The following is a 21,143-nucleotide window of genomic DNA, read 5'->3' on the forward strand; positions in this document are numbered from 1 at the left end:
TGGCGGAGTGAGAAAAGCCGGGCTGCTAACCTTAAGTATTAGTTGTACGTACAAAAATTTTCTCGTCTTATAAGCGAGTACAGACAGCAGTGAGCCGTGGAACAGACGGTTATGGCGAGCCCGGCAGGAAGGCAAAGTATCCACGTGCTCTGGCAATACCCCGGTAAAAGTAGGGATTCCCTGCCGGAGAATCCTCACCAGGCGATTCCCTGCCAGAGTATCCACGCCGGAGAATCTCCGGCGTGGATTCCCCGCATAATATAGATAAAATTAGCTAGCTTACCTGCTTTCTAGGGCAGCCCCGGGATATGGCTTTCCCGGTGCTCACCGGCTTGTTGATCACATCACTAAAAATATATGCGCAAAGCGACTGATACTACTGGGAGCGTTGAGACTATTGAAGTGCCTGATCTTTGATCCTTATTGCGGCGCAAGCGAGCAGATGATCCTGGGAGCGCTGCTCGGCTGCGGAGCAGACGAATGGCGGGTGAAAAGCGCTGTGGAAGGCCTGTGCGGAGCGCCGCTCCGGGTAGAAGGCGACGGCGACGGCCAGGCGGTCAGGCTGGCTGTGATCAGCGAGCGTGACGCCAAAGTATGGCCGGGCTTCCTCACCGGGGAGGAAGCGCTGGGCAAGCTGAACGTGATGCACGAGAACCAGCCGATCAGAGTCGACGCCATGAACATCGTCCGGAAGATACTCGATGTCAGGGGCGGGGTGGGCAAGGACAGCCCGGGCATCAGCATCGGATCGATCGCCATGATCGCCGGCATATGTACTGCTTACGATGATCTTGGCAGGCCCCAGGTCCGCTCGACTCCCGCGGCCATGGGCGGAGGGATGATCGATACCGAGTGCGGTAAAGTACCGGTGCCCCGGCCAGAGGTCATGTCAGTGCTTAACGGCTCCAGGCTCATCACCCAGGGAGGGCCCTTCGACGGGGAACTGCTCACCCTCGAGGCTGCGGCCATCCTCTCCTACTACGTCGCCGAGTCCGGCCGGTACTACCCGGAGCACCGGCTGATATCGACAGGGTATGGCAAGGGCTACTTCGAGCTGCCTGTGCCCAATCTGCTGCGGGCGGTCCTGTGCGAAGTGGACGATGCTCTGATCGGGGACAGGATAGAACTGCTGGAGACCAACGTGGACGACGTCACCGGCGAAGTGCTCGGCAACCTGATCGAGGAGCTGCTCGCCATGGGCGCGAGGGACGTGAGCATCCTGCCGGCCACCATGAAGAAAGGCAGGAGCGGCCAGCTCATCAGGGTCGTGGCCAAGGCAGAAGACGGGCCGGCGCTGTCCCGCAGGATCATGCTGGAGACAGGCACCCTCGGCGTCCGGGTCATACCAGTCAAGCACCGGTATATCGCCCGGCGGGAGATCAAGGTCATCAAGGTGCTCATCGAGAACAACGAGTACAACATGCGCTTCAAGGTCGCCTCCGACGCTAACGGCACGGTGCTGGACCTCTCGGTTGAGTACGAGGATGCCAAGATGATCGCCAGGGAGCTGGCCATCCCCCTGAAGACCGTGATGCGCAAGGCCGAGACCGAGGCGTGGCAGAAGTACGATGCCTCCGGCGATAAGCTTTAAACCGCTCACTTTTATGGGAACTTTTAACAAGTGCCTGAGCAGTGTGCGATTTAGCCCTTACATTGTCACCCGGGCAGAGTGACTATAAAAATAGTATAGTCAGGCATCCGCCTGACCATCGCTCTTTTTCCTTGCTCAGTTCAGCAGAACCCGAACGGGGAGCCGAAGCCACAGCCACCGAGACCGAGACCGCAGCCGCCGAGGCCCAGTCCGCACCCGCCGAAGCCGAGGCCGAAGGGAATACCGAAGCCACAGCCACCGAACGGAATGCCGCAGCCGCCGAAGCCGGCCGTGCCGAAGGTGCTGAAGCTGGTGGAGCTCTGGAAGTTGCTGGAGAAGCTCGTTCCCACACCACAGCCACCGAAGGGAATACCGAAGCCACAGCCACCGAACGGTCCGAAGAACGCGCCTGCCGGCACCGCGAGCGCGGCCAGCGACAGTGCGACAACAAGGACTAATGCAATTTTAGATAGTTTCATCTTATCTTATCCCCCCACACTATAAACAGACTTGGGCCCGGATTTATTTATAGACTATTAACGATAATAACGCCTGGAACCCCTGCGAACCGTCCATTTCACCGAATGCTTGAAAATACGGCTTTATTGCTTAAACTACCTGTAATTGTCATCCCAGAGCTCTGAACGGCCGCTCAACGGCCGTTCCTGAACTGCCTGGCGCACAGGAAGGCGAAGAAGGGGAGTGCCAGCACCCAGTAGTGCAGGTACTGCCGGATGACGAGGGTGAGGGCGAAGCCGACAGCGGAGAGCAGGAAATACTGCTCCAGAGCATCGAGCCGGCGGTCTTTGGCGACGCCGGCCAGCGCGAAGATTAGAAGGGAAGTGAACACGCTGGCCGCCATGGCAAGATTGGCGCATAGCATCAGCGGATCAGTTGTCCTGTAGCTCGTCACCGTTCCCATGTTTTCCTCAGTCAGGTATGTCGCCGCTACGCCGAAGCTCCAGTCGAGCGAAGCCACGCCGGCTTCGACGCCGTAGTGCAGGAAGATGGCCGCGAACATTAGTATTAACGGTACCAGGACGCCGGCCAGCAGTGCCGGCGTCTTTTTCAGGTCGCCGTTCCGCCACAGCAGGAAGGCCAGCAGCGGCACCGAGAGCAGCGCGTACTGCTTGAAGCCGATGGCGAGGCCTGCGCAGATGCCCGCCCAGAGGTAGTGCTTCTTTTCCGTGAATCCGGCTAGCCAGGTGGCGAGCAGGATGAAGGTGATGGTGAACGGCTCGGTCAGGATGAAGTAACCCTGGGCGAAGGCGATGTTGACGGTGAAGATCAGCCCCGCGAGGAAGCCGGAGAACCGGCCGTACAGGTCCCAGGCCATCTTCGTGACCAGGATGGCGCTGACCAGGTTGCAGAGGCCTACAAGGATGAGGCCGCCGAGGTACTTCTGGCCCAGTAGTGTGGGCAGCGACAGGGTGAAGAAGATCATCGGAGGCTTGGGATCCTGGAAGTCCAGGTAAGGTGTAGCACCCCGGACGATGACGTCCGCCATAGCGTAGAACCTGGCCGTGTCATAGGTCGTCCACGCGCTGGTCATGAAGAGCGAAGAGGCCCCGACGATGGCGCCGATGATCAGCGTGAAGAGCAGTAGACAGCAGGCGAAGTACTGCCTGTCGGAAATGTTGAGCAGCCTGTCAGGCTGCTCCCGAGATACCCGGGCTTCTGCTCTCATGTTAGCTCTCCAGACTGTAGCCAGAGCATTAGAGAAGCTATTGTTTAAGTTTTACGGTCTGCCCTCGCCCGCCGCAGCCGGACAGGAAACATAAAGGCTCCGGCGCAGGCCAGCGCGAGGAACGGGAGAGCCAGGTACCAGTAGTGGACGTACTGGCGGGCGAGGAGAGCGAGCAGCATCAGAACTCCCGCCAGCAGCATGCTCTCCTCGAAATGGCCCCGGGGCTGCTTTGCCAGCGCCATTGCGGCGGCCGGCAGGAGGATGGTAAGCAGGACTGCGCCCATGGCGAGGTTGAGCATGGCTATGAGCGGGTCCGGGACTACGTACCCGCCCTCGTGTGCGGTCAGCGGCAGCAGGCTGATGGTGATACCCCCGGGGACCGGCACTGCTCCGGGAATCAGCAGCACGGCGAGCGACGTGGCGGCCAGAGGCACTGCCACCGCACCTGCGATTATCAGCGGAATTCTCCTCGTATCCCCCCGCCGGAACGCCAGGAACGCCAGCGCGGGAAGGGCGAGGATGGCCAGCGGCTTAAGGGCGACCGCGGCCCCGAGGCACAGCCCGCACAGCAGGTACCGCACGATCGTGCCGCTAATGGCTCCGTACACCGATGCGACGAGGAGCAGCACCGCGAGCGCGTCCGATACGTCGAGATATCCGAGGACCCAGGCGATACAGCAGGTAAACAAAGTCCCGGCCAGAAAGCCGGCTCGTCTGCCGTAGACGTCCGTGCCGATCTTCGTGAGGACGAGGGCGGCCAGGAGCAGCAGGCCGGCCGACAGGAGTATACCCCCAGCAGCGCTCTGCCCCGAGGAGGAGAGATCGAGGGCGGCCAGCGACGGCTCCGGGACGTGCTGCATATAGGGGCTGGTCGCCTTCAGCACGATGTCGGCCAGCCCGTAGAAACGCATGATCTCCAGCGGCCGCCACAGGGCATCCACCAGGACGGCGCTCACCAGCGAGAACACGAGCAGGACGACGGCGTAGAGCACGCTTGCGCCGGCCAGAAAAGCCCGGTCGCTCAAGCCCTTTAAGAAGGAGATTGTCCGGCGGGGCGCATCGCCCGAGAGCCCGGAAGCGGCCAGCAGTATGAGGAAAGGCAGCGCCAGCGCCCAGTAGTGCAGAAACGGCCTGATGATCAGCGTGGCGGCAAAAGCGAGGCCGGCAAGGGTGAGAAATTCCTCCGCCAGAGAGAGCTTCCGATCTAGAAGCGCAGCGCCCGCAAGCAGGAGGAGCGGGCTGAAGAGGCTGACCCCGAGCACCAGCCATGCCAGCGCGATGATCGGGTCGTCGATCTTGTAGGCCGGCACACCTTCCACGTCGCCCTCCGTCACGTAGGAGCCGGCGACGCCGAAGCTCCAGTGCAGCGCCGCCTCGCCCAGCAGGGGACTCCGTAGACGAGCGAAGATCGCCCCGAACATGATCGCCAGCGGGATGATCACGCCTGCCATGTAGGGGAGGAAACCATAGTACTCTTTTTTCCGCCACATGAAGTATATGGAAAGAGGCAGCAGCAGTAGCGCATACTGCTTGAAGCCGATGGCGATCCCCGCAGAAATGCCTGCCAGCAAGTACTTTTTCAGGGGATGATCCGGGCCGCATATCAGGAAATACGCCGACAGCAGGAGGAAAGTGACGGTGAAGGGCTCGGTGATGATGAAGTACCCTTCGGCCAGGGAGAAGTTGATCGCAAACAGCACGGCAGCTAGCAGGCCTGCCTTTCTCCCGTAGAGCTTCCAGCCCAGTAGAAGTATTAACACGACGCTGGCATAGTTGGCCATCCCTACAAGGACAAGCCCCCCTGCGAGCTTATGCCCGATGGTGAGAGGCAGAGTGAGCAGGAAGAAGATGAGCGGAGGCTTGGGATCGAGGTAATCGACATACGGCGTCCCTCCCCGCAGGATGACTTCCGCCATCTCGTAGAAGATCCGGGTATCCCCGACCTGCCAGACCCTGAGCGTAAATACGCCGGCGAGCACTGTGATCGCCGCGACGAGAAGGCCTGTCAGCACCAGCGAGCCTATGAGATATTGCCGGTCGGAAATGCCGCCTTTCACTCCAGATCCCTCACGAGTCTCATATCTTGCTCTTTATTCCCATAATAGGATTGCGATACGGTAATTACTGCCTGGCGGGGCATGGCAACGTTTATCGTGCTTCAGGAGCGAGTAAATTATAATGGCAACTTTGATTGGCGGCAGCGGAGCCGGAGACGACCTGATACGCAAGCTCCACGAGAGCGGCGTCTCCCGCAGCTGTACCACCATCCGCCAGGTGATGGAAAGAAGAGAGGCCATTGACAGAGCGATCGAGCACGAGCGCATGAGGCAGAACGATCTCCTCGAGCACGAGATCCGGAACCTCAGGAACAAGGCGATCCGCCGGCAGGTAGTCGACTCGCTGCTCTTCTTCAGGAAGAGCAAGAAAACCGAGGAGATCACGGGCCGGGTCACCCACCTGAGGACTAACCGGGAGGCCATCGTGGAGAACAACCTCATGTACCTCTACAGGGAAAAAGACGTGCTGGACCGCCTCACAAGGGAGTACCGCAGCGAGCTGAAAGGCTACTACGGAGAGCTCCTCGTCATGGACTCGCTGAAGCAGCTGGGCGACGACTACTACGTGATCAGTGACGTGAAAATCACCAGAGCGTACGGGCACAGGTTCGACGGCCGCATGCTCAAGTCAGCCAGGGTTGACCACATCGTGGTAGGGCGGAAAGGCGTCTACTGCATCGAGACCAAGAACTGGAACTCGATCAAGAAGACGGACGACAAGCCCTCCCCGGGTGAGCAGGCTCGCAGGGCCTCTCACCTGCTCTACAAATACCTAAAATTTACCTGCGGCATGTCCGGGGTGAAGGTGATGGGCATCGTGCTCTACACCAACATCGCGCTCAAAGGCAGGGAAGACTTCGTCCGCTTCATGCGGAACGACGAAATCGTCCCTTACCTGGAAGCGAGGCCGGACAACATCGACGAGCAGACGATCAAAGTGATCGTCGATCACCTGAAAGACAGGGACATCGTGTTCGACGACAGCCACAGGGAGAGCCTCCCGGATGAGGACATGGATGCGGAAGACGTGCCGGCCGAAAACAGCCGGGCGGCCAAAGCAGCCGGAAGTCCTGCCGGTGAAAGCGATGTGATCGCTCCTGGCGAAGAAATAACATAAGGAGATTAAAAATCAGGGGCTGTAAAGCCCCCTCTTTTTTTATTGTCCCCGCAGGGACGTCGTTACGACACGGTAAAAGCCTGAGGCCGTCGTGTAAATATAACTATGTAAATAGATTTATGTAAGTTCAGGTAAACTATCTTCAGATAGCCGCATGAGCCACGAACTCTACTTCTACGTCGACGCGACGGACAGGCCGGTAAAAAAAGGTTTGTTCGGGCCCCTGAAGGCCGAGCCGGGAGACGGGTACGTCTCGGGCGACGACCTTAAGGCTTTTTTACACAGGTCAGGCCACTTCGAAGAGAGGGGAACTACGGGCGACGGCTTCGACGCCGAGTACCACAACCGGCACACGGGCACTACGATCTCTTTCAGGCTCCGCAGGAGCACGATCCACGATGTCGAGAGCAGGTACTCGTTCCCCGGGTTCAACTACACAGGCCTGTCGGTGAGCATCGAGTACTTCCGGCCGGCGTACTTTGTCCACGAGGGAGCGATGCTGATCGAGGAGATGTGCCGGGAGTTTCGCATGTACGTCCTGGACCCCCAGCTGAGCCCCCTGCTGAAAAAATGCATGGCTGTCACGATCATCAGGTCGTGGGAACTGGGCAATGAGAAAGCGGTGAAGGCCGCCCCATCCGGCGAGGCAGGTGCAGAGCAGGATAACGCCCGCGTCTCCCCGGGAAGGCGGGCCAGGCCATACATGCCCCGGGACCAGATGATGGCCTGGTGGAAGTACATGTACAGGAAAGACGAGCTGACCACGAAAGTCAGGGAGTCGGCCGTCAGAATCCACGTCCCGGAGTGGAAGATCATCCGCCGGGCCGGAGAGCAACAGCAGCAGTTGTTTTTCGCCATGACGCTGGCCGAAGGCATCGGGTACATCATGCCCCCGTGCGACGTCTACCTCGTCAAGCGCAACGGGTACAAAGAAGTCGGCGCCGTGGACGCCCGGGAACTCCTGCCCAGGATCAAGGAGTACCTGAGGCCATGGAGCTTCTCGGGGATGGACTTCAACGTGCTCACCTCCCCGGATGCGAGGAGAATGGCCCCGGCCCTGAGGGAAATGCCCCTGGAGAACATTCACAAGTACGAGCAGATCGCCCCGGGCAGCTTCGTCGACGTCGAGACCGGACAGCCGGATTAGGCATTGTCGGTGGCTTTGACCAGATGCCCGTAAGCACCCCTCATTCTCTGCCCGATACGCCTGACGATCAGCCACACAGCCGGGTCGCTCAGAACCAGGAAAACCAGATATCCTCCAGCACATGCGCAACCAAGCCCGCCGAAAGCGAGAGCAACGCCATGCAGATTACGCCCCTCGCCAATCTGGGGCACGATCGCGAGCGGCACGAACCCGGTTCGGAGGCCGAAGAGCACCGCTGGCACGTGGTCGATATCCACCGCCACGCCGGCCAGGAAACCAGCAAGGCCGCAAAAAGAGACAGGATGCCGTGCTCCAGCTCGAACTGTAATATCTGCCACACACTGTAATTTGTGAACACCGCTCCCCATCCCATTCACTACACTGCATACAATAGAATGGCTGTTTATAGCCATTATCTGGGAATCGTGGAACTATAGCCTGCCGAGTCCCGGTATAACTAAATATAAGCCACTACCAGACAACCTTCGAGCAACAGGCGGCAGACGCAGATATGGAAATAGATGAGCAGTTATATGTGGCCACCAGGGATGAGTGGCGGGAGTGGCTGGAGCGAAATCACGATAAGAGCGAAGGTATCTGGCTCATCTACTACAAGAAAGGCTCTGGCAAGCCCCGGATACCCTACGACGACGCGGTGGAAGAAGCCCTGTGCTTCGGATGGATCGACAGCACGGCGAAAAGTATAGACGAGGAGAAGTACGCCCAGCGGTTCACACCTCGCAGACCGGGCAGCGGGTGGTCGGAGCTGAACATCCGCCGCATGGAAAAGCTGATCAAAGAAGGCCGGGTGACCGGGGCCGGGCTGGCGAAGTTCAGGGACCCGGCCGCCCGGAGGTCCGCGATCAGGGATATGGATAACGTCACCCCGCCCGGCTTCACGGAAGCCCTGGAGAAAAGGTCTGAGGCACTGGCATATTTTAACAAGCTGCCGCCGTCGCAGGTGAAGCTGTTCTACCGGTGGATCAACGACGCTAAGCGCGAAGAGACTAAGCAGAAGAGGATAGCCGAGTCGGTGGAGCTGCTGGCGCAGGGCAGGAAGCTCTCGGATAAGTGGTTCAACCGTACGTAGCGGCCGCAGGCCCGGTTATTCCACGCCCTTGCCAGTAATGGCGAACTCGGCGGTGATGCCCTCCGGCCTGGACCGGTGTTTTCTCAGCACCGCAATCCTCTTCCCCGGCCCGTTGCGCTTCAGCTCGACGATGGCTTTGCTGATGTGTTCCAGCCACTTGCCGCCCGTGGCCCTGAACTCCTCGTTGCCGATGTCCGTGTAGATCTGGTTGGTGATGACGACCGGGATGCCGTGCTTCCGGGCTATGCCCAGCAGCGCGGTGATCTGGCTGGCCAGCTCCTGCATCGGCCGGGCTCCGTCCTTGCCCTCCCGCTCGATGCGGTAGAATGCCGTGGCGGAGTCGAGGATGACGAGCCCCACGTTCTGCCCGATCAGCTTCTCCGCGTCCTTGATAGCCGCGAACTGCTCCTCGAAGCTCAGCGGCGAAAAGATCATCACCTGCCGGGCCAGCTCCTGCGCGTCCTCGCCTGCGATCTGGCTGAAACGCTCGACAGAAAAGCCCTCGGTGTCGATGTAGATGATCCGCTTGCCCGCCCGGGCTGTCACGGCCGTGAGCTGCAGGCAGATGTTCGTTTTACCGCTGGCTGGCTCTCCGTAGATCTGCGTCACCGTCCCGATCTCGATGCCGCCTCCGAGAAGGTCGTCGATCGGCTTTGCGCCAGTGGGGAGCCTGCTGATTAAATTCATAGTGCCGTACCGCAGATCAATGTTCCCTGCTTATTTATATCGTTGTGGGTGCCTTCGGCACAGAGTGCGGCGATAACCCGGTTTCAGCCGCTGCGGGCAGATATCCGCGGATAAATATACATCACATGAGAGCGTATTTGCACTTGTGAGCAACTCTGCACAGGCAGGGCTGCGGAGGTAATCCCATAATCGCGCTCGTCACGTCTGATTTCACGGTTTACGAGAAAATGGTAGCCGAGCTGAAAAACCGGAAGGTTCAGTTTATCACGCTCCAGCTGCACGAGGCTATTCCAGCCAGCGTGAAGGTCGTCATCACGACCGCCGAGGAGGCCGACACGGTCGCCTGGGAAGGGGAGCATACTATTATTTATGATGACCCGATCTCCACGGTCAGCCGGGCCATCCACGCTGAAAAGGGTTACGGGCCCGTGGGATCGATGATCATCGGCATCGACCCCGGCAGGCGGCCGGGCATCGCCGTCCTCACCGGCGACATGGTGGTCGCCGTACACCAGGTCAGCGTCACCGAAGTGGAGCCGCTGATCAGGAAGATCATCCACGACTACAGGCCGACCTCCGTGCTGATCAGGATCGGCCACGGCGCCAGGCTCGTCACCACCCAGATCACCAACAGCCTGCTCCAGGCCGGCCTCAAAGTAGAGATGGTCGACGAGAGCGGCACCACCCCCCACATAGGGCGGGACGTGCACACCCACACTTTAAGAGATATCATCGCCGCCATCAACATCGCCAGGATCAAGGGCGTCCCGGTCGGCAAGCAGGAAGTCGAGCCCTCCAAGGGCGAAATTCGCGTGATACAGGAAGCCAGCCGCTCCATGTCCTCGGGGCGAGCCACCATACCCCGCTATTTAGCCAGACAGGTAGCCAGAGGCGAGCTCACCATCGACGAGGCCATCTCTATGCACAAGAAAAATGTGAGAAACGACGATGCACCCAAGAACGGCCACGAAGATGACGAACAGTGAGTGCCCAAAGAACCACGGCGGCACAGCTTTTTATCCTGACAACTGGAGAGCAGATGCTCTAACCACGGCGGCACGGCGGCACGGAGACAACCGTACCCGAATAACAAAGCCCTCTTTTTTAGATCCACGGCGGCACGGAGGGCTGACGACACGGCGACGAATAGGTTATCCTTCCTTCATGCTATCGATGAAAAGTCAGGCTGAAACGATTGAGTAGTAAGCACATGGTTAATGCTCTGTCTTGGTGTCGCCGTGGACCTAAAAAGGAGTTCAGTATTACCGGTTCACCACTGTCTTTGTGTCGCCGTGCCGCCGTGGTTTTATTTACCACTGGCTTGCCGTGGATCACCACTGTCTTTGTGTCGCCGTGCCGCCGTGGTTCAGATATTTGATCTACAGTTGTCAGGATAAGGAGCCGTGCCGCCGTGGTGGAATCGCCATTTCGGTCGTTGTGAAGTAGTTAACTTTTACCTTGGCCGCGGAAATATTTCCACCCCGTCTTGGCGATCTTCAGCCGGCTCTCGGGGTCCTGGTCGATCCACTTGATAACTTCTTTGAAGGCCATGGCAGGACTGCGGGTCTCTTTGGGGTCGTAGTAGGCGGGGTAGCCTATTGATTGAGCGTACTCTTTGTACCGCCTTTCGAGCTGGTCCTGCAGTAGCCCGGTGATCTCGGTCACCTTTACTTCGAAGCCTTCTTTCTCAAGTGCATCCTTTGACCGGGAGTTGACGTAGCCGGAGCAGATCTCTACCCTTGTTTCGCCCGGGCGGCCGCCCAGCCGTTTCACCAGCCCGAGGGTGATGCGTGCGGCCTCGGGGAGGTAGGCGTGCGCTTTAAAGAGCTCGCCCTGGAAATATCTCGTCTCTATCAGCCCGGTCTCTACCCTGGTGCCGTCTGTGGCGCCGATCATGACCCCGCCCAGCGGGAAGCCCCAGCCGGAGTCGTCTACCTGGATGATATGCTTTTGTTCGCCGGGGAGCAGCTTCTGAAGCACGGCAAGATCGGTGGTGACCAGCTTCAGCTGTCCCTTATTGTTGCGGTACACGGTGGCGTTCCACGATTCGGGCGCCCGCGCCCCGTCTCCCCGGACGCTCAGGACCACGTAGGGATTGGGCTGGTCGCGCCGGGGGAGGCCGAGAGATTCTATCATCTTATAGGTTTCGCTGTCGATCGGTCTGGTATCCATGCGCTTTCTCCGTGAATATAATCTTATTTTAGCCCCGATAACTTATTTACGCCCGATTTTAAATAATAATTCCAGCATGATGTTATATTTACCGCAAGTCTGGACTTAAGTGGTGGCCTGACAACCTCAACCCCATGTCGCCCATAGCGCATGACGGCCGCTATTTACACGTATTTTTGCCAGGCAAGCCATAAAACGGCCTGAGTATATATACTCAGACAGGCAGATTTATGATATTATATATTAGTGTTGGAATTTGGAACGCACAACCCTTATAACCCTAAAGGAGAATGAAGTTTAATGCACTGCCTGAAAAGTATTTAGTAAATACCTTTCAGATGGTTGGATATCATGCGACTGCCACGTTGCATGTTTCATTAATTAATTTAACCGGGTGATCGGCGGATGGCTTCTTTGAATTATAACAGGCCCGCAGGGGATGGGAATTTATACATAGTCAAGTCGGATAATCGAGTAGAGCTATTCGATGCTAACAAAGTCGTAGTTAGCCTAATCAAGTCTGGCGTGCCTTACAGGCTCGCATGCGACATAGTGGACGATCTGCAGTACAGAGTCCACGATGGCATTACCACGAAGGCGCTGCGCACCATCCTGCTCAACATCATCGACCAGAAGAGCCCGGATGCGGCGCTGAAGTACAAGCAGTCCCACGAGATGTACGTCAGGACCTCCCGCGGCACGCTCGAGCCTTTCGACTACAAGATGATCGAGAACTCCCTCGTCAAAGAGACGGGCATCACGCAGGAGTCGGCCATCCACGTGGCCAAGGAAGTAGAGGCCAAGCTGCGCAAGCTCAAGGTCAACTACCTATCAGCACCCCTGATCCGTGAGATCGTGACCGTCCAGCTGCTGGAAGAGGGCATGGAGGAGGCCCGCTCCAAGTACACGAGGCTGGGCATGCCGGTCCACGACGTCACCCACCTGATCGAGCAGGGGAGCAAGGAGAACGCCAACCTGCACCACAACCCGGAGACCATTCACAAGTTTGCGGGCGACCAGATCCTGAGAGAATACCTCTTAGTCCAGGTCCTGCCCAAGCACATCGCAGACGCCCACATGCGGGGCGACATCCACATTCACGACGCCGACTACTTCGCCGTGCGCCCCAACTGTTTACAGCACGACCTCAGCTGGTTCTTCGAGAACGGCCTGAGGGTCGACGGCACCGGCAAGCACACTTCAGTGGCAGCACCCCCGAAGCACGCCATGGTAGCGGCTTTGCACGCGGCCAAGATCCTGGCCTCGTCCCAGACGAACATGGCCGGCGGCCAGTCGCTGGACAACTTCAACATCTTCATGGCCCCCTTCTTCACCGGCATGTCTAAAGAAGAGGTCAAGCAGGTGGCCCAGGCGTTCGTCTACGAGATGAACATGCAGTACGTGGCCAGGGGCGGCCAGGTGGTCTTCTCCAACATCGACATCGAGCTGACCGTGCCGAAGTACCTCGCGAGACAAGCCCGCGATCGGCCCCAAGGGCAAAGTCATGGGCACCTACAAGGACTACCAGGACGAGCTATACACCTTCACCGACGCCCTGCTGGACGTCTTCATCGACGGGGACGCGCTGGGCAAGCCCCACCTGTTCCCCAACGTCATCGTCAAAACCAGGGACTCGGCGTTCAAGGACCCCGAGCAGAAGGAGCTCCTGTTCAAGGTACACCAGCTCTTCTCCAAGTACGGCACGCCGTACATCCTCAACATGCTCCCGGACTGGCAGCACGACGCGGTCAACAGCATGGGCTGCAGGACCCGCCTCAGCGGGGACTGGGCCGACAAGCAGGGCTACGACGACCCCAGCATGTCCACAATGAGGACGGGCAACATTCACTATAACACCATCAACCTGCCCCGCATCGCCCTCGAGGCGAACGGCGACGACAGCAAGATCTTCGAAATACTCGATTCCAGGCTCGACCTGATCAAGGAAGCCCTGGAGATCAAGCACGGCCTGATCAAGAAGAGGCTCTACGAGAACCAGATCCTGCCGTTCCTCACCCAGAAAGGCAAGCATGGCGAGGACTATTACCGGTTCGACGACCTTACTCACACCGTGGGCTTCGTCGGCCTGAACGAGCTGGTGCAGGCTCACACCGGCGGCACGCTCCACGAATCCCAGGACGCCTACGACTTCGGCCTGGACGTGGTCCGGTATATGAAAGACTGGGCCGACTCGCTGTCGGAGATCACCGGCTGGAGATGGACCCTCACCCAGACGCCCGCCGAATCCACCGCAGGCAGGTTCGCCAGGCTGGACATGAAGGCGTTCGGCGCCAGGGCCATCGTCCACGGCGACAGGAACAAGGCCGGAGTATACTACACTAACAGCTCCCACATGCCGGTCGACGCAGACATATCGCTGTTCGACCGCGCCCGCATGGAAGGCAAGTTCCACCCAGTTTGTAATGGCGGCCACATCACCCACCTGTTCCTCGGCGAGGGCACCCCCGACCCGGCAGGCCTCATGAGCCTGACCGAAAAGCTGTGCCGCAACACCAGCATGGGCCTCTTCGACTACACCAGGGATTTGACGACCTGCCGGAAATGCGGCACCGTCGCGGGCGGCCTGCTCAACAGCTGTCCGAATTGTAATGCGAACGGCAAGGACCTGGAATACTACTCCAGGATCACCGGGTACTGCCAGCGCATAGGCAGCGGCGACACCGCGGGCGGCTGGAACGACGCGAAGATCGCGGAGCTCAGGGACAGAAAGAGATATTGCATAAACTAAAAGCCCGTTTTATTTTTTGGCCGCCCTCCGGGGCGGCAAGCATCTTCGCCCGACAGCGCGGCAGATAAATATTTAGGCTGCTGATATGGTAGTATTCTCTACTGACGATGTGCAAGTGATGCTGATATGCAGGTCTATCTCGGGGACATCATCCCCACTTCCACGCTGGACTGGCCGGGCAAGGTAGTGCTCGCGATATTTTTGAAAGGCTGCCCGTTCCGGTGCCCGTACTGCGCTAACCCCCAGTTCATCGAGCCGGACTCAGGCGAGCCGACGGACACGGATAGAGTCATCGCGGAGATCGACAAAGCGAAGGATTTCATCGACGGCGTCGTGTTCTCCGGCGGGGAGCCGCTCATGCAGTTTGCAGCCTTTGAGACTATCGCGGCACATGCGAAGAGCCTCGGCCTGCTGGTAGGCATACAGACGAACGGCGCATATCCTGAGAGGATCGGGAAGCTCGTCGAAGAAGGCCTGCTGGACGCGGTCCTGCTGGACGTCAAAGCGCCCCCGGAGCCCGAGAAGTACCTGCGGGCGGCAGGGGTGCCGGACAGGAAAGAGACTTCTGACGCTGTGTACGGCTCGGTCAGGCTCTGCAACGGGTTCCGCTCCGAGGGTAAACTGGCCTACTACGAGGTCCGGACGACGGTCTTCGCCGGCATTTCTAATACCCCGGAAGAGATCGCTGCCATCGCTGCTGAGCTCGCCTGCGACGCCTATGTGCTGCAGCAGGGGAGGCCGGAGATCGCCATGGACGAAAACATCAGAAAGCTTGAGGCTGTACCGAGAAACGAGCTCATGGAACTGGCCAGATTAGTGAAGAGCGACCAGATCAGGACGGTAAAAGATAGAACGAGAGAGATGGGCGACGAGATCGTCCGCCCCCAAAAATAGATTACTTATTATTCGCCACAGCTGGCGCTGCCTCGGCCGGCAGCGAAGGCTGTCCCGACTTTTTCTGGAGGTGCAACTGCTGCTTCTTGCGCTTCTGGCACTCCACGTTCATGTGTTTCCACAGCTTGTGCTCGATCATTTCCCGCCTGTACTCCGGGTCATAGCTTAATACTGAGAAGAGGGCCAGCCCGGCCAGCAGCGCCACAAAGACCAGCAGCAGGGCTACGGCGAGGTAGGTAAGCTGCGTGAAGAGGCCCTGGTAGTACATATAAGCCTCTGCGGCGACCACCAGTACCAGAGGAAGAAAGAGGCATGCGTAGGACAGCCAGACCATGATGGGGCGATGTACCCGGTTTTTCGCCTTAAAGGCGGAGATCGTATCCATGGCAGCCAGCCGCTCCGGCGTCGTACACGTAGCCGTGATAAATGCGGAGACGTCCTTTACCTGGTCCTTCGACAGGGATGTCCCGGCCAGCCCTACCAGCATATAGCCGATCACAGGCAGCGAACCGGCGAGATGCTCTTCAGTCCGTTTCTCGATCGACGCCCTGATGGCGTATACTTTTTTAATCGTGCTCAGGATCATCTCTTCGTTGCTCATGGTAGTCACTAGCCTTCTGAGATATAAATTACCGCTTAACAGACAAAAATTTTTCGTTTTTATTCCCGCTGAGGCGGAAAAATTTCCACACAGGCGCCTGTAGTGAATACTATTGCTGCTTTATGTATCTGAGCCCGTGAAGGAAAACGAACGCTGCACTGTGCCAGAAACACAGATTCTGACAGATTCCACAGATTGCACAGATACGACTTGAGAAGAAAATTGTTGTCCATACGACATTATATATCCAGTAGCCATCTGTGAAATCGGTGTAATCTGTCAGAATCTGTGATCCTGGCACAGCGCAGCGTTCGTGTTGTTGTCACGCATCGCCCGGGCAGGAAGTTCGCAGTGCAGCACACACCGAAATTTAAGAGGACACAAGTATTATTATCTAGAACCAGTTAAGACATCCAGCAGAAACAGAGAGGCATTATTTTCATGAAGGTCATCGCGTTCGTGGGTATGCCGGGGGCGGGCAAGTCCGTGGCCTCGGACGTCGCCCGGTCCATGGGCCTCCCGGTCATCATAATGGGAGACGTGCTCAGGGAAGAGGTCAAGAACAGGGGGCTGGCGCCGACGGACGAGAACGTGGGCGGAGTCGCTAATCAGCTGCGCAAGGACGAGGGCATGGACGCCATCGCAAAGCGCTGCATCCCGAAGATTCAGGCGCTGGGCGCCCGGGTCGTCGTCATCGACGGCATCAGGGGCATCGCCGAAGTCGAAACATTCAGGAAGGCTTTCGGTGAAAACTTCACCCTGGTCAAGATCGACGCCCCGTTCGAACTGCGGCTGGACAGGCTGCGAAAGAGAATGAGAGCGGATGACCAGGGCACCCCGGAGTGGCTGAAGCAGCGGGACGAGAGAGAACTGTCCTGGGGCATGGGCCTTGCTATCGAGGCGGCAACAAGGTCTGTAGTCAACCTGGACCCGATCGAGAAATTCCAGAATGAAATTCGATCTGTTATCAGGAAGGAGAGCATAGAGATCACGGTTTCGACACTGCTGTTCCCGACCGAGCTGGAGGAGAAGGTCCGCCAGGCTGTCGAGAACATCTTCCCCGGCACGAAACTCACGCTGATCCAGAAAGAAGGCTATGTGGACCAGCTGGTAGGAACAGTTACCACGCTGGAGGAGCTGCACGGCCTGCTCAGGCAGCAGAAGATCCTGGACACCGCCCGCAAATCCATGTTCGCAGGCAAGAAGGGCAACGAGATCGAGCTCCAGCTTAACAAGCAGGCAGCCCTCATGGGCTACGTGAACTTCCTGGACCACGAGATGGCGCTGGGCGGCATCGACGTGACGATCGTCGACGACGAGCCGGAGCTAATCATAGACTGGCTCGCGCCCCGGACAGCCGAAGGCCGGCCGGTAGAGGAGATCGACCTTTGAGCGTGCTCAGCTTCTCCGCTTACAGACTGGTTAACTCCCAGTTCTCCTGGGCCTCGGGCCTCGAAGACATGGGCTACGAAGGCTGGGAGATCGTCAGCGAGGGAAAGCAGAAGATCACCCCGGAGACCCTGCCGGAAATCAGGGACATCATCAGCACCGCGAATTTGAGGATCACGGTTCACGGCCCCTTTTCTGACCTGAACCTGGCGTCGCTGAACGACCCCATCTGGAACGAGACCATCCGCCAGATCAAGCAATGCGTGGAACTATCGGCGGACTTTACTGATACGGTGGTCGTCCACCCGGGAGCTTTGTCCCCGCCGGGCAGCGAGATGAAGGACAAAGCCTGGGACAGGAACATCGAGGCTCTCCGGGCTCTGGCAGCGCACGCCGAAGAGCACGGCGTTCGCCTGTGCCTGGAAAACATGCCAAACATGGAGAAGCTGCTGTGCCGGACACCGGACGAGCTCTTCGGCATGGTCGAAACCATAGGCAGCGACAGCCTGGGAACGACGCTGGACATCGGCCACGCTAACACCACTAAGAACATCCCTGCTTTTCTGAAAGAGGCAAAGCGTATCAACCACATTCACATTCACGACAACAAGGGCACCGCTGACGAGCACCTCGCCGTAGGCGACGGCACCGCCGACTGGTCGAAAGTCTTTAAAGGGCTTAAAGACTATAATGGCGCACTCGTGGTCGAAGGCCGCACCCTGGAAGAGGGGCGGCGCAGCCTTGAGTTCGTTAAGAAGCAGAAGGCGAAAAGCCAATGAGCGATAAAAAATTCGATAAGCTCAGGGTCTCCGTACTTGCCCTGGGCCACATGGTCAACGACAGCTACTCAAACGTCGTCCCGCCGCTGCTGCCGTTGCTGCAGGCGGCCTACGGGCTGACTTATACGCTGTCCGGCCTGATCATGACCGTTTTCACGTTCACCTCGAGCATCATCCAGCCGGTCTTCGGCTACTTCGCGGACCGCTACGGGCGCCGGTGGATGGTGGCCCTCAGCGTGCTGTGGATCGCTTTCTTCATGTCCATGATAGGCATCGTGGGCTACCTCGGCCTGGACCCGACGGGCTCGTACATCGTGATTCTGGCCCTGGTCGGAATGGCAGGCTTCGGCTCGTCGGCGTACCACCCCCAGGCCTCGGCCATGGTGCCCCGCATCAGCGGCGACCACAAAGGCTTCGGCGTGTCCGTCTTCTCGGCGGGCGGCAACCTGGGCTACGCGATCATGCCCCTTCTGGTAGTCCCCGTCACGGCAATCTGGGGACTGGGCGGCGTCATGCTGCTCTTCATACCCGGCCTGCTCATGGCTTTCGTCCTGCAGCGATACGCTCCTGAAGCCCCTGTGGCCGCGGTTCAGCCTGCGATAAGAGAATTGTGGCAGGACATCAGATCGGTCGCGCTGCCGCTGACCAAAGTCATCGGCGTGGTCACCATGCGCGCGTGGCTGTTCTTCGGCCTGATCACCTTCCTGCCGTCCTACCTGATCCAGTACGAGTCCCAGGAATGGGCAAGCATGGCCCTGTCGCTGATGCTGGTCTGCGGAGCCGCAGGCACCCTCCTCGGAGGCACCATGTCCGACCGCTACGGGCGCAAGTTCACCATTGTTTCCACGCTCATGCTAACCGGGCCGCTGCTGCTCTGCGCTCTGCTGACCCACGATCTCTTGCAGCTGGGGTTCTTCGCGCTGGCAGGCCTGGCGCTGCTGGCCTCCTTCTCCCCGGCCGTCCTCATCGCCCAGGGGCTGATCCCTAAAAACCAGGGCATGGCCTCCGGCATCATCCTCGGCTTTGCCATCGGCATAGGCGGCCTCGGAGTCTCCGTCACAGGAGCCATAGCCGACGCAACCAGCATCTCCATCGGTATGCTCTCCCTGGTACTGCTGCCGATCGCCGCATTCTTAATAGCCCTGCTGTTGCCCGGAAACGTGAGGCCGGAGAAGGCCGGAGTACGGATCGCAAAATAGAACTTGTTTAGGTGCTCTAGAACGCTGACGATCGCTGCGCTGTGCCAGAAACACAGATTACGACCGATTGACACCGATTGCACAGATGCTACTCGGTATGAAACAAGATAGATCGAGATACTCTTTCATTTTTATTCAATAGCCATCTGTGTAATCCGTGTAATCTGTATTCCATGAAAATTTCCGTGTGGGAGGTGCTGAGAGGGTAAGTGAGGAGGCCGGGGAGGATTAAATCAATGGTAATTCCTGAAGCCTGTTATACGAGTGCCCGTACCATTTACACGAAGTACTCGAAGTACACGAAGTCTGATAAACAGGCTGACTGCAAGCCGATCTTATAGTAAAACTTCGCGTACTTCGCGTACCTTGTGTACTTCGTGTAAACGGTACCTGACCCCCTAGAAACCGGGAATCACCATTAGAAACGATCCTCTCTAACCTTTCCATACTCTCCGACCTCCCCTCCAACCTCCTTATCCTCTCAAACCTCCCACTTTAAAAATCCTCACATACTCCCGGGAACTCTCGGACCTCCCGAAGATTTTTTCATGGGCTTCACTTGAAAACGCCCTTTCCATAACCGAATCAATCTGTGTTTCCGGCACAGCGCAGCGTTCGTTTTGTTGTCTCACCGCCTCAGAGCGTCTCTGGCCAGCATGCCAACGGCTGGCACAAACAGTTTTTATACCTTCGCCGCCACAATGCTAAAAAAACTGTAAGAAGGGATACCTGTACGCCTGACGTGAAAAACAATAGCGCTTTTGACTCTTTCCGGGTCATGCTGCTGGCTCTCGGCCACTTTACCGTAGACGTCTACGCGAACCTGCTGCCGCCCCTGTTACCCGTATTTTACATCATGTACAGCCTGAACGACACGGCGATCAGCCTGCTGACGGCGGTCTTTTCCGTCACCTCCACGCTCATCCAGCCGGTGTTCGGGTACGTAGCTGACAAGTACGGCAAGAAGTGGATTGCGGCGCTGGGCGTGGCGTGGGTTAGCGTGGGCATGTGCCTCCTCGGGGAAGCGCCGGGCTACATGGCGCTGGTCATAATGGTCGGCCTGGCAGGCATAGGCTCGTCGATGTACCACCCCCAGGCGTCGGCCATGGTGCCCAGAGTGAGCGGCAACCGCAAAGGCCTGGGCATGTCCCTGTTCATGGCGGGCGGCAACATCGGCTACTCGCTGATGCCCCTTATCGCAGTCATCATCGTGGCCATCTTCGGCGTACACTCGCTGATCTGGCTGATTCCCCCGGGCATCATCGTGGGCCTGCTGATCTACCTCTACGCACCCAGAATGGACGTCGACAGGCAGAGCACCCTGGACCTGAAGACGCTCTTCGCCAGTTTTAAAACGGTAAAGGGCCCGCTCACTACGCTGATCACGGTGGTCTCGCTGAGAGCGTGGGTCTGCATGGGCATGATCACGTTCATTCCCATCTACTACATGCACGGCCACTTCCAGGGATGGACCCTGCTCGGCTACGACATCGCCGGCATCGGGTACGCCATAACCCTGTTCCTGTTTATACTGGCCGATGCCATCGGCGGCATCATCGGAGGCTGGGCTGCAGATCGCTGGGGCAAAAAGAAAGTCACCGTACCGACGCTGCTGGCTGCCGCGCCGTTCTTCTTCCTGACCTTCATCGCCCCGGACATCCTGGTCTGGCCTTTGATCGTAATAGCCGGCGGCCTGGTCTACGCGTCCATCTCCCCGACGACGCTGCAGGCCCAGGAAATGCTGCCCCGGAGCCAGGGCATGGCCGGCGGCCTCACGCTGGGCTTCGCCAACGGCATAGGCGGCCTGCTAGTCTTAGTGACGGGCATGATCTCCGACTACCTCGGCCGGTTCGACGCCATCCTGTCGCTGATCCTGATACTCGTCATCGCAGGGCTTATAGCGGCAATGCTGCCCCCGGATAAAGTGAAAGTAGAAGCGGTAGCTCCAGTGGTAAGACAATAGCGTTGTTACCACGGCGGCACA

General features: G+C 58.4%; 18 protein-coding genes and 1 pseudogene. 13 read left to right on the plus strand and 6 right to left on the minus strand.

The window, feature by feature from the left end; genetic code table 11:
- Positions 1-388: 388 nt before the first annotated feature.
- Positions 389-1,591, plus strand: a complete 1,203-nt coding sequence (locus ACPLPM_RS17965; RefSeq protein ID WP_424358145.1) for a LarC family nickel insertion protein — start codon at positions 389-391, stop codon at positions 1,589-1,591.
- Between the two features lie 140 nt (positions 1,592-1,731).
- Here the strand turns inward: ACPLPM_RS17965 and ACPLPM_RS17970 are convergent, their stop codons facing one another.
- The 3 genes from ACPLPM_RS17970 to ACPLPM_RS17980 form a co-directional block, all read right to left on the minus strand.
- On the minus strand, positions 1,732-2,070 hold the full coding sequence (locus ACPLPM_RS17970) for a hypothetical protein (RefSeq protein ID WP_424358146.1): 339 nt from the start codon (positions 2,068-2,070) through the stop codon (positions 1,732-1,734).
- 173 nt (positions 2,071-2,243) lie between these two features.
- Positions 2,244-3,278: an ArnT family glycosyltransferase gene (locus ACPLPM_RS17975; protein ID WP_424358147.1), complete on the minus strand. Its 1,035-nt coding sequence runs from the start codon at positions 3,276-3,278 to the stop codon at positions 2,244-2,246.
- 44 nt (positions 3,279-3,322) lie between these two features.
- Positions 3,323-5,335: a glycosyltransferase family 39 protein gene (locus ACPLPM_RS17980; RefSeq protein WP_424358148.1), complete on the minus strand. Its 2,013-nt coding sequence runs from the start codon at positions 5,333-5,335 to the stop codon at positions 3,323-3,325.
- A 121-nt stretch (positions 5,336-5,456) separates the two neighbouring features.
- Here ACPLPM_RS17980 and ACPLPM_RS17985 point away from each other — a divergent pair, with 121 nt between their 5' ends.
- From ACPLPM_RS17985 to ACPLPM_RS18000, 4 genes are all read left to right on the plus strand, one after another.
- A complete protein-coding gene (locus ACPLPM_RS17985) occupies positions 5,457-6,452 on the plus strand; it encodes a nuclease-related domain-containing protein (RefSeq protein WP_424358149.1) in 996 nt (331 codons plus the stop codon).
- 154 nt (positions 6,453-6,606) lie between these two features.
- Positions 6,607-7,599 (plus strand): hypothetical protein, encoded by a 993-nt coding sequence (locus tag ACPLPM_RS17990; RefSeq protein WP_424358150.1) that lies wholly within the window; start codon positions 6,607-6,609, stop codon positions 7,597-7,599.
- A gap of 23 nt (positions 7,600-7,622) precedes the next feature.
- On the plus strand, positions 7,623-7,946 hold the full coding sequence (locus ACPLPM_RS17995) for a hypothetical protein (RefSeq protein ID WP_424358151.1): 324 nt from the start codon (positions 7,623-7,625) through the stop codon (positions 7,944-7,946).
- A gap of 164 nt (positions 7,947-8,110) precedes the next feature.
- Positions 8,111-8,689, plus strand: a complete 579-nt coding sequence (locus tag ACPLPM_RS18000; protein WP_424358152.1) for a YdeI/OmpD-associated family protein — start codon at positions 8,111-8,113, stop codon at positions 8,687-8,689.
- A gap of 15 nt (positions 8,690-8,704) precedes the next feature.
- On the opposite strand, the gene radB is transcribed toward ACPLPM_RS18000, so the two are convergent.
- Positions 8,705-9,376, minus strand: coding sequence for a DNA repair and recombination protein RadB (gene radB / locus ACPLPM_RS18005; protein ID WP_424358153.1), 672 nt, complete (start codon positions 9,374-9,376; stop codon positions 8,705-8,707).
- 227 nt (positions 9,377-9,603) lie between these two features.
- Here radB and ACPLPM_RS18010 point away from each other — a divergent pair, with 227 nt between their 5' ends.
- Positions 9,604-10,362, plus strand: a complete 759-nt coding sequence (locus ACPLPM_RS18010) for a hypothetical protein (RefSeq protein ID WP_424358154.1) — start codon at positions 9,604-9,606, stop codon at positions 10,360-10,362.
- A 460-nt stretch (positions 10,363-10,822) separates the two neighbouring features.
- Here the strand turns inward: ACPLPM_RS18010 and ACPLPM_RS18015 are convergent, their stop codons facing one another.
- Complete coding sequence (locus ACPLPM_RS18015; RefSeq protein WP_424358155.1) at positions 10,823-11,548, minus strand: hypothetical protein; 726 nt, start codon at positions 11,546-11,548, stop codon at positions 10,823-10,825.
- 723 nt (positions 11,549-12,271) lie between these two features.
- On the opposite strand from ACPLPM_RS18015, the pseudogene nrdD (ACPLPM_RS18020) reads away from it, so the two are divergent.
- From nrdD (ACPLPM_RS18020) to ACPLPM_RS18030, 3 genes and pseudogenes are all read left to right on the plus strand, one after another.
- Positions 12,272-12,946 (plus strand): annotated as a pseudogene (gene nrdD, locus ACPLPM_RS18020) (anaerobic ribonucleoside-triphosphate reductase); the annotation flags it as partial.
- Positions 12,947-13,052: 106 nt separating this feature from the next.
- A complete protein-coding gene (gene nrdD, locus ACPLPM_RS18025) occupies positions 13,053-14,297 on the plus strand; it encodes an anaerobic ribonucleoside-triphosphate reductase (RefSeq protein ID WP_424358156.1) in 1,245 nt (414 codons plus the stop codon).
- Between the two features lie 126 nt (positions 14,298-14,423).
- Positions 14,424-15,191, plus strand: a complete 768-nt coding sequence (locus tag ACPLPM_RS18030) for an anaerobic ribonucleoside-triphosphate reductase activating protein (protein WP_424358157.1) — start codon at positions 14,424-14,426, stop codon at positions 15,189-15,191.
- A gap of 1 nt (position 15,192) precedes the next feature.
- On the opposite strand, the gene ACPLPM_RS18035 is transcribed toward ACPLPM_RS18030, so the two are convergent.
- Positions 15,193-15,792 (minus strand): hypothetical protein, encoded by a 600-nt coding sequence (locus ACPLPM_RS18035; RefSeq protein WP_424358158.1) that lies wholly within the window; start codon positions 15,790-15,792, stop codon positions 15,193-15,195.
- Positions 15,793-16,233: 441 nt separating this feature from the next.
- Here ACPLPM_RS18035 and ACPLPM_RS18040 point away from each other — a divergent pair, with 441 nt between their 5' ends.
- The 4 genes from ACPLPM_RS18040 (at position 16,234) to ACPLPM_RS18055 (ending at position 21,122) form a co-directional block, all read left to right on the plus strand.
- Positions 16,234-17,184, plus strand: a complete 951-nt coding sequence (locus ACPLPM_RS18040; protein ID WP_424358159.1) for an AAA family ATPase — start codon at positions 16,234-16,236, stop codon at positions 17,182-17,184.
- A 2-nt stretch (positions 17,185-17,186) separates the two neighbouring features.
- Entirely contained in the window at positions 17,187-17,960 is a 774-nt protein-coding gene (locus ACPLPM_RS18045) for a sugar phosphate isomerase/epimerase family protein (RefSeq protein WP_424360013.1), read from the plus strand.
- Entirely contained in the window at positions 17,957-19,159 is a 1,203-nt protein-coding gene (locus ACPLPM_RS18050) for an MFS transporter (RefSeq protein WP_424358160.1), read from the plus strand. The genes ACPLPM_RS18045 and ACPLPM_RS18050 overlap by 4 nt, the downstream gene beginning before the upstream one ends.
- A 742-nt stretch (positions 19,160-19,901) precedes the next feature.
- The gene (locus tag ACPLPM_RS18055) at positions 19,902-21,122 is read left to right on the plus strand and encodes an MFS transporter (protein WP_424358161.1); all 1,221 of its coding nucleotides are present in this window, start codon (positions 19,902-19,904) and stop codon (positions 21,120-21,122) included.
- The last annotated feature ends 21 nt before the right edge of the window (positions 21,123-21,143 follow it).

Origin of the sequence: Methanocella sp. MCL-LM, from assembly GCF_049676595.1 — an archaeon.
In the GTDB taxonomy this organism is placed as follows: domain Archaea; phylum Halobacteriota; class Methanocellia; order Methanocellales; family Methanocellaceae; genus Methanocella_A.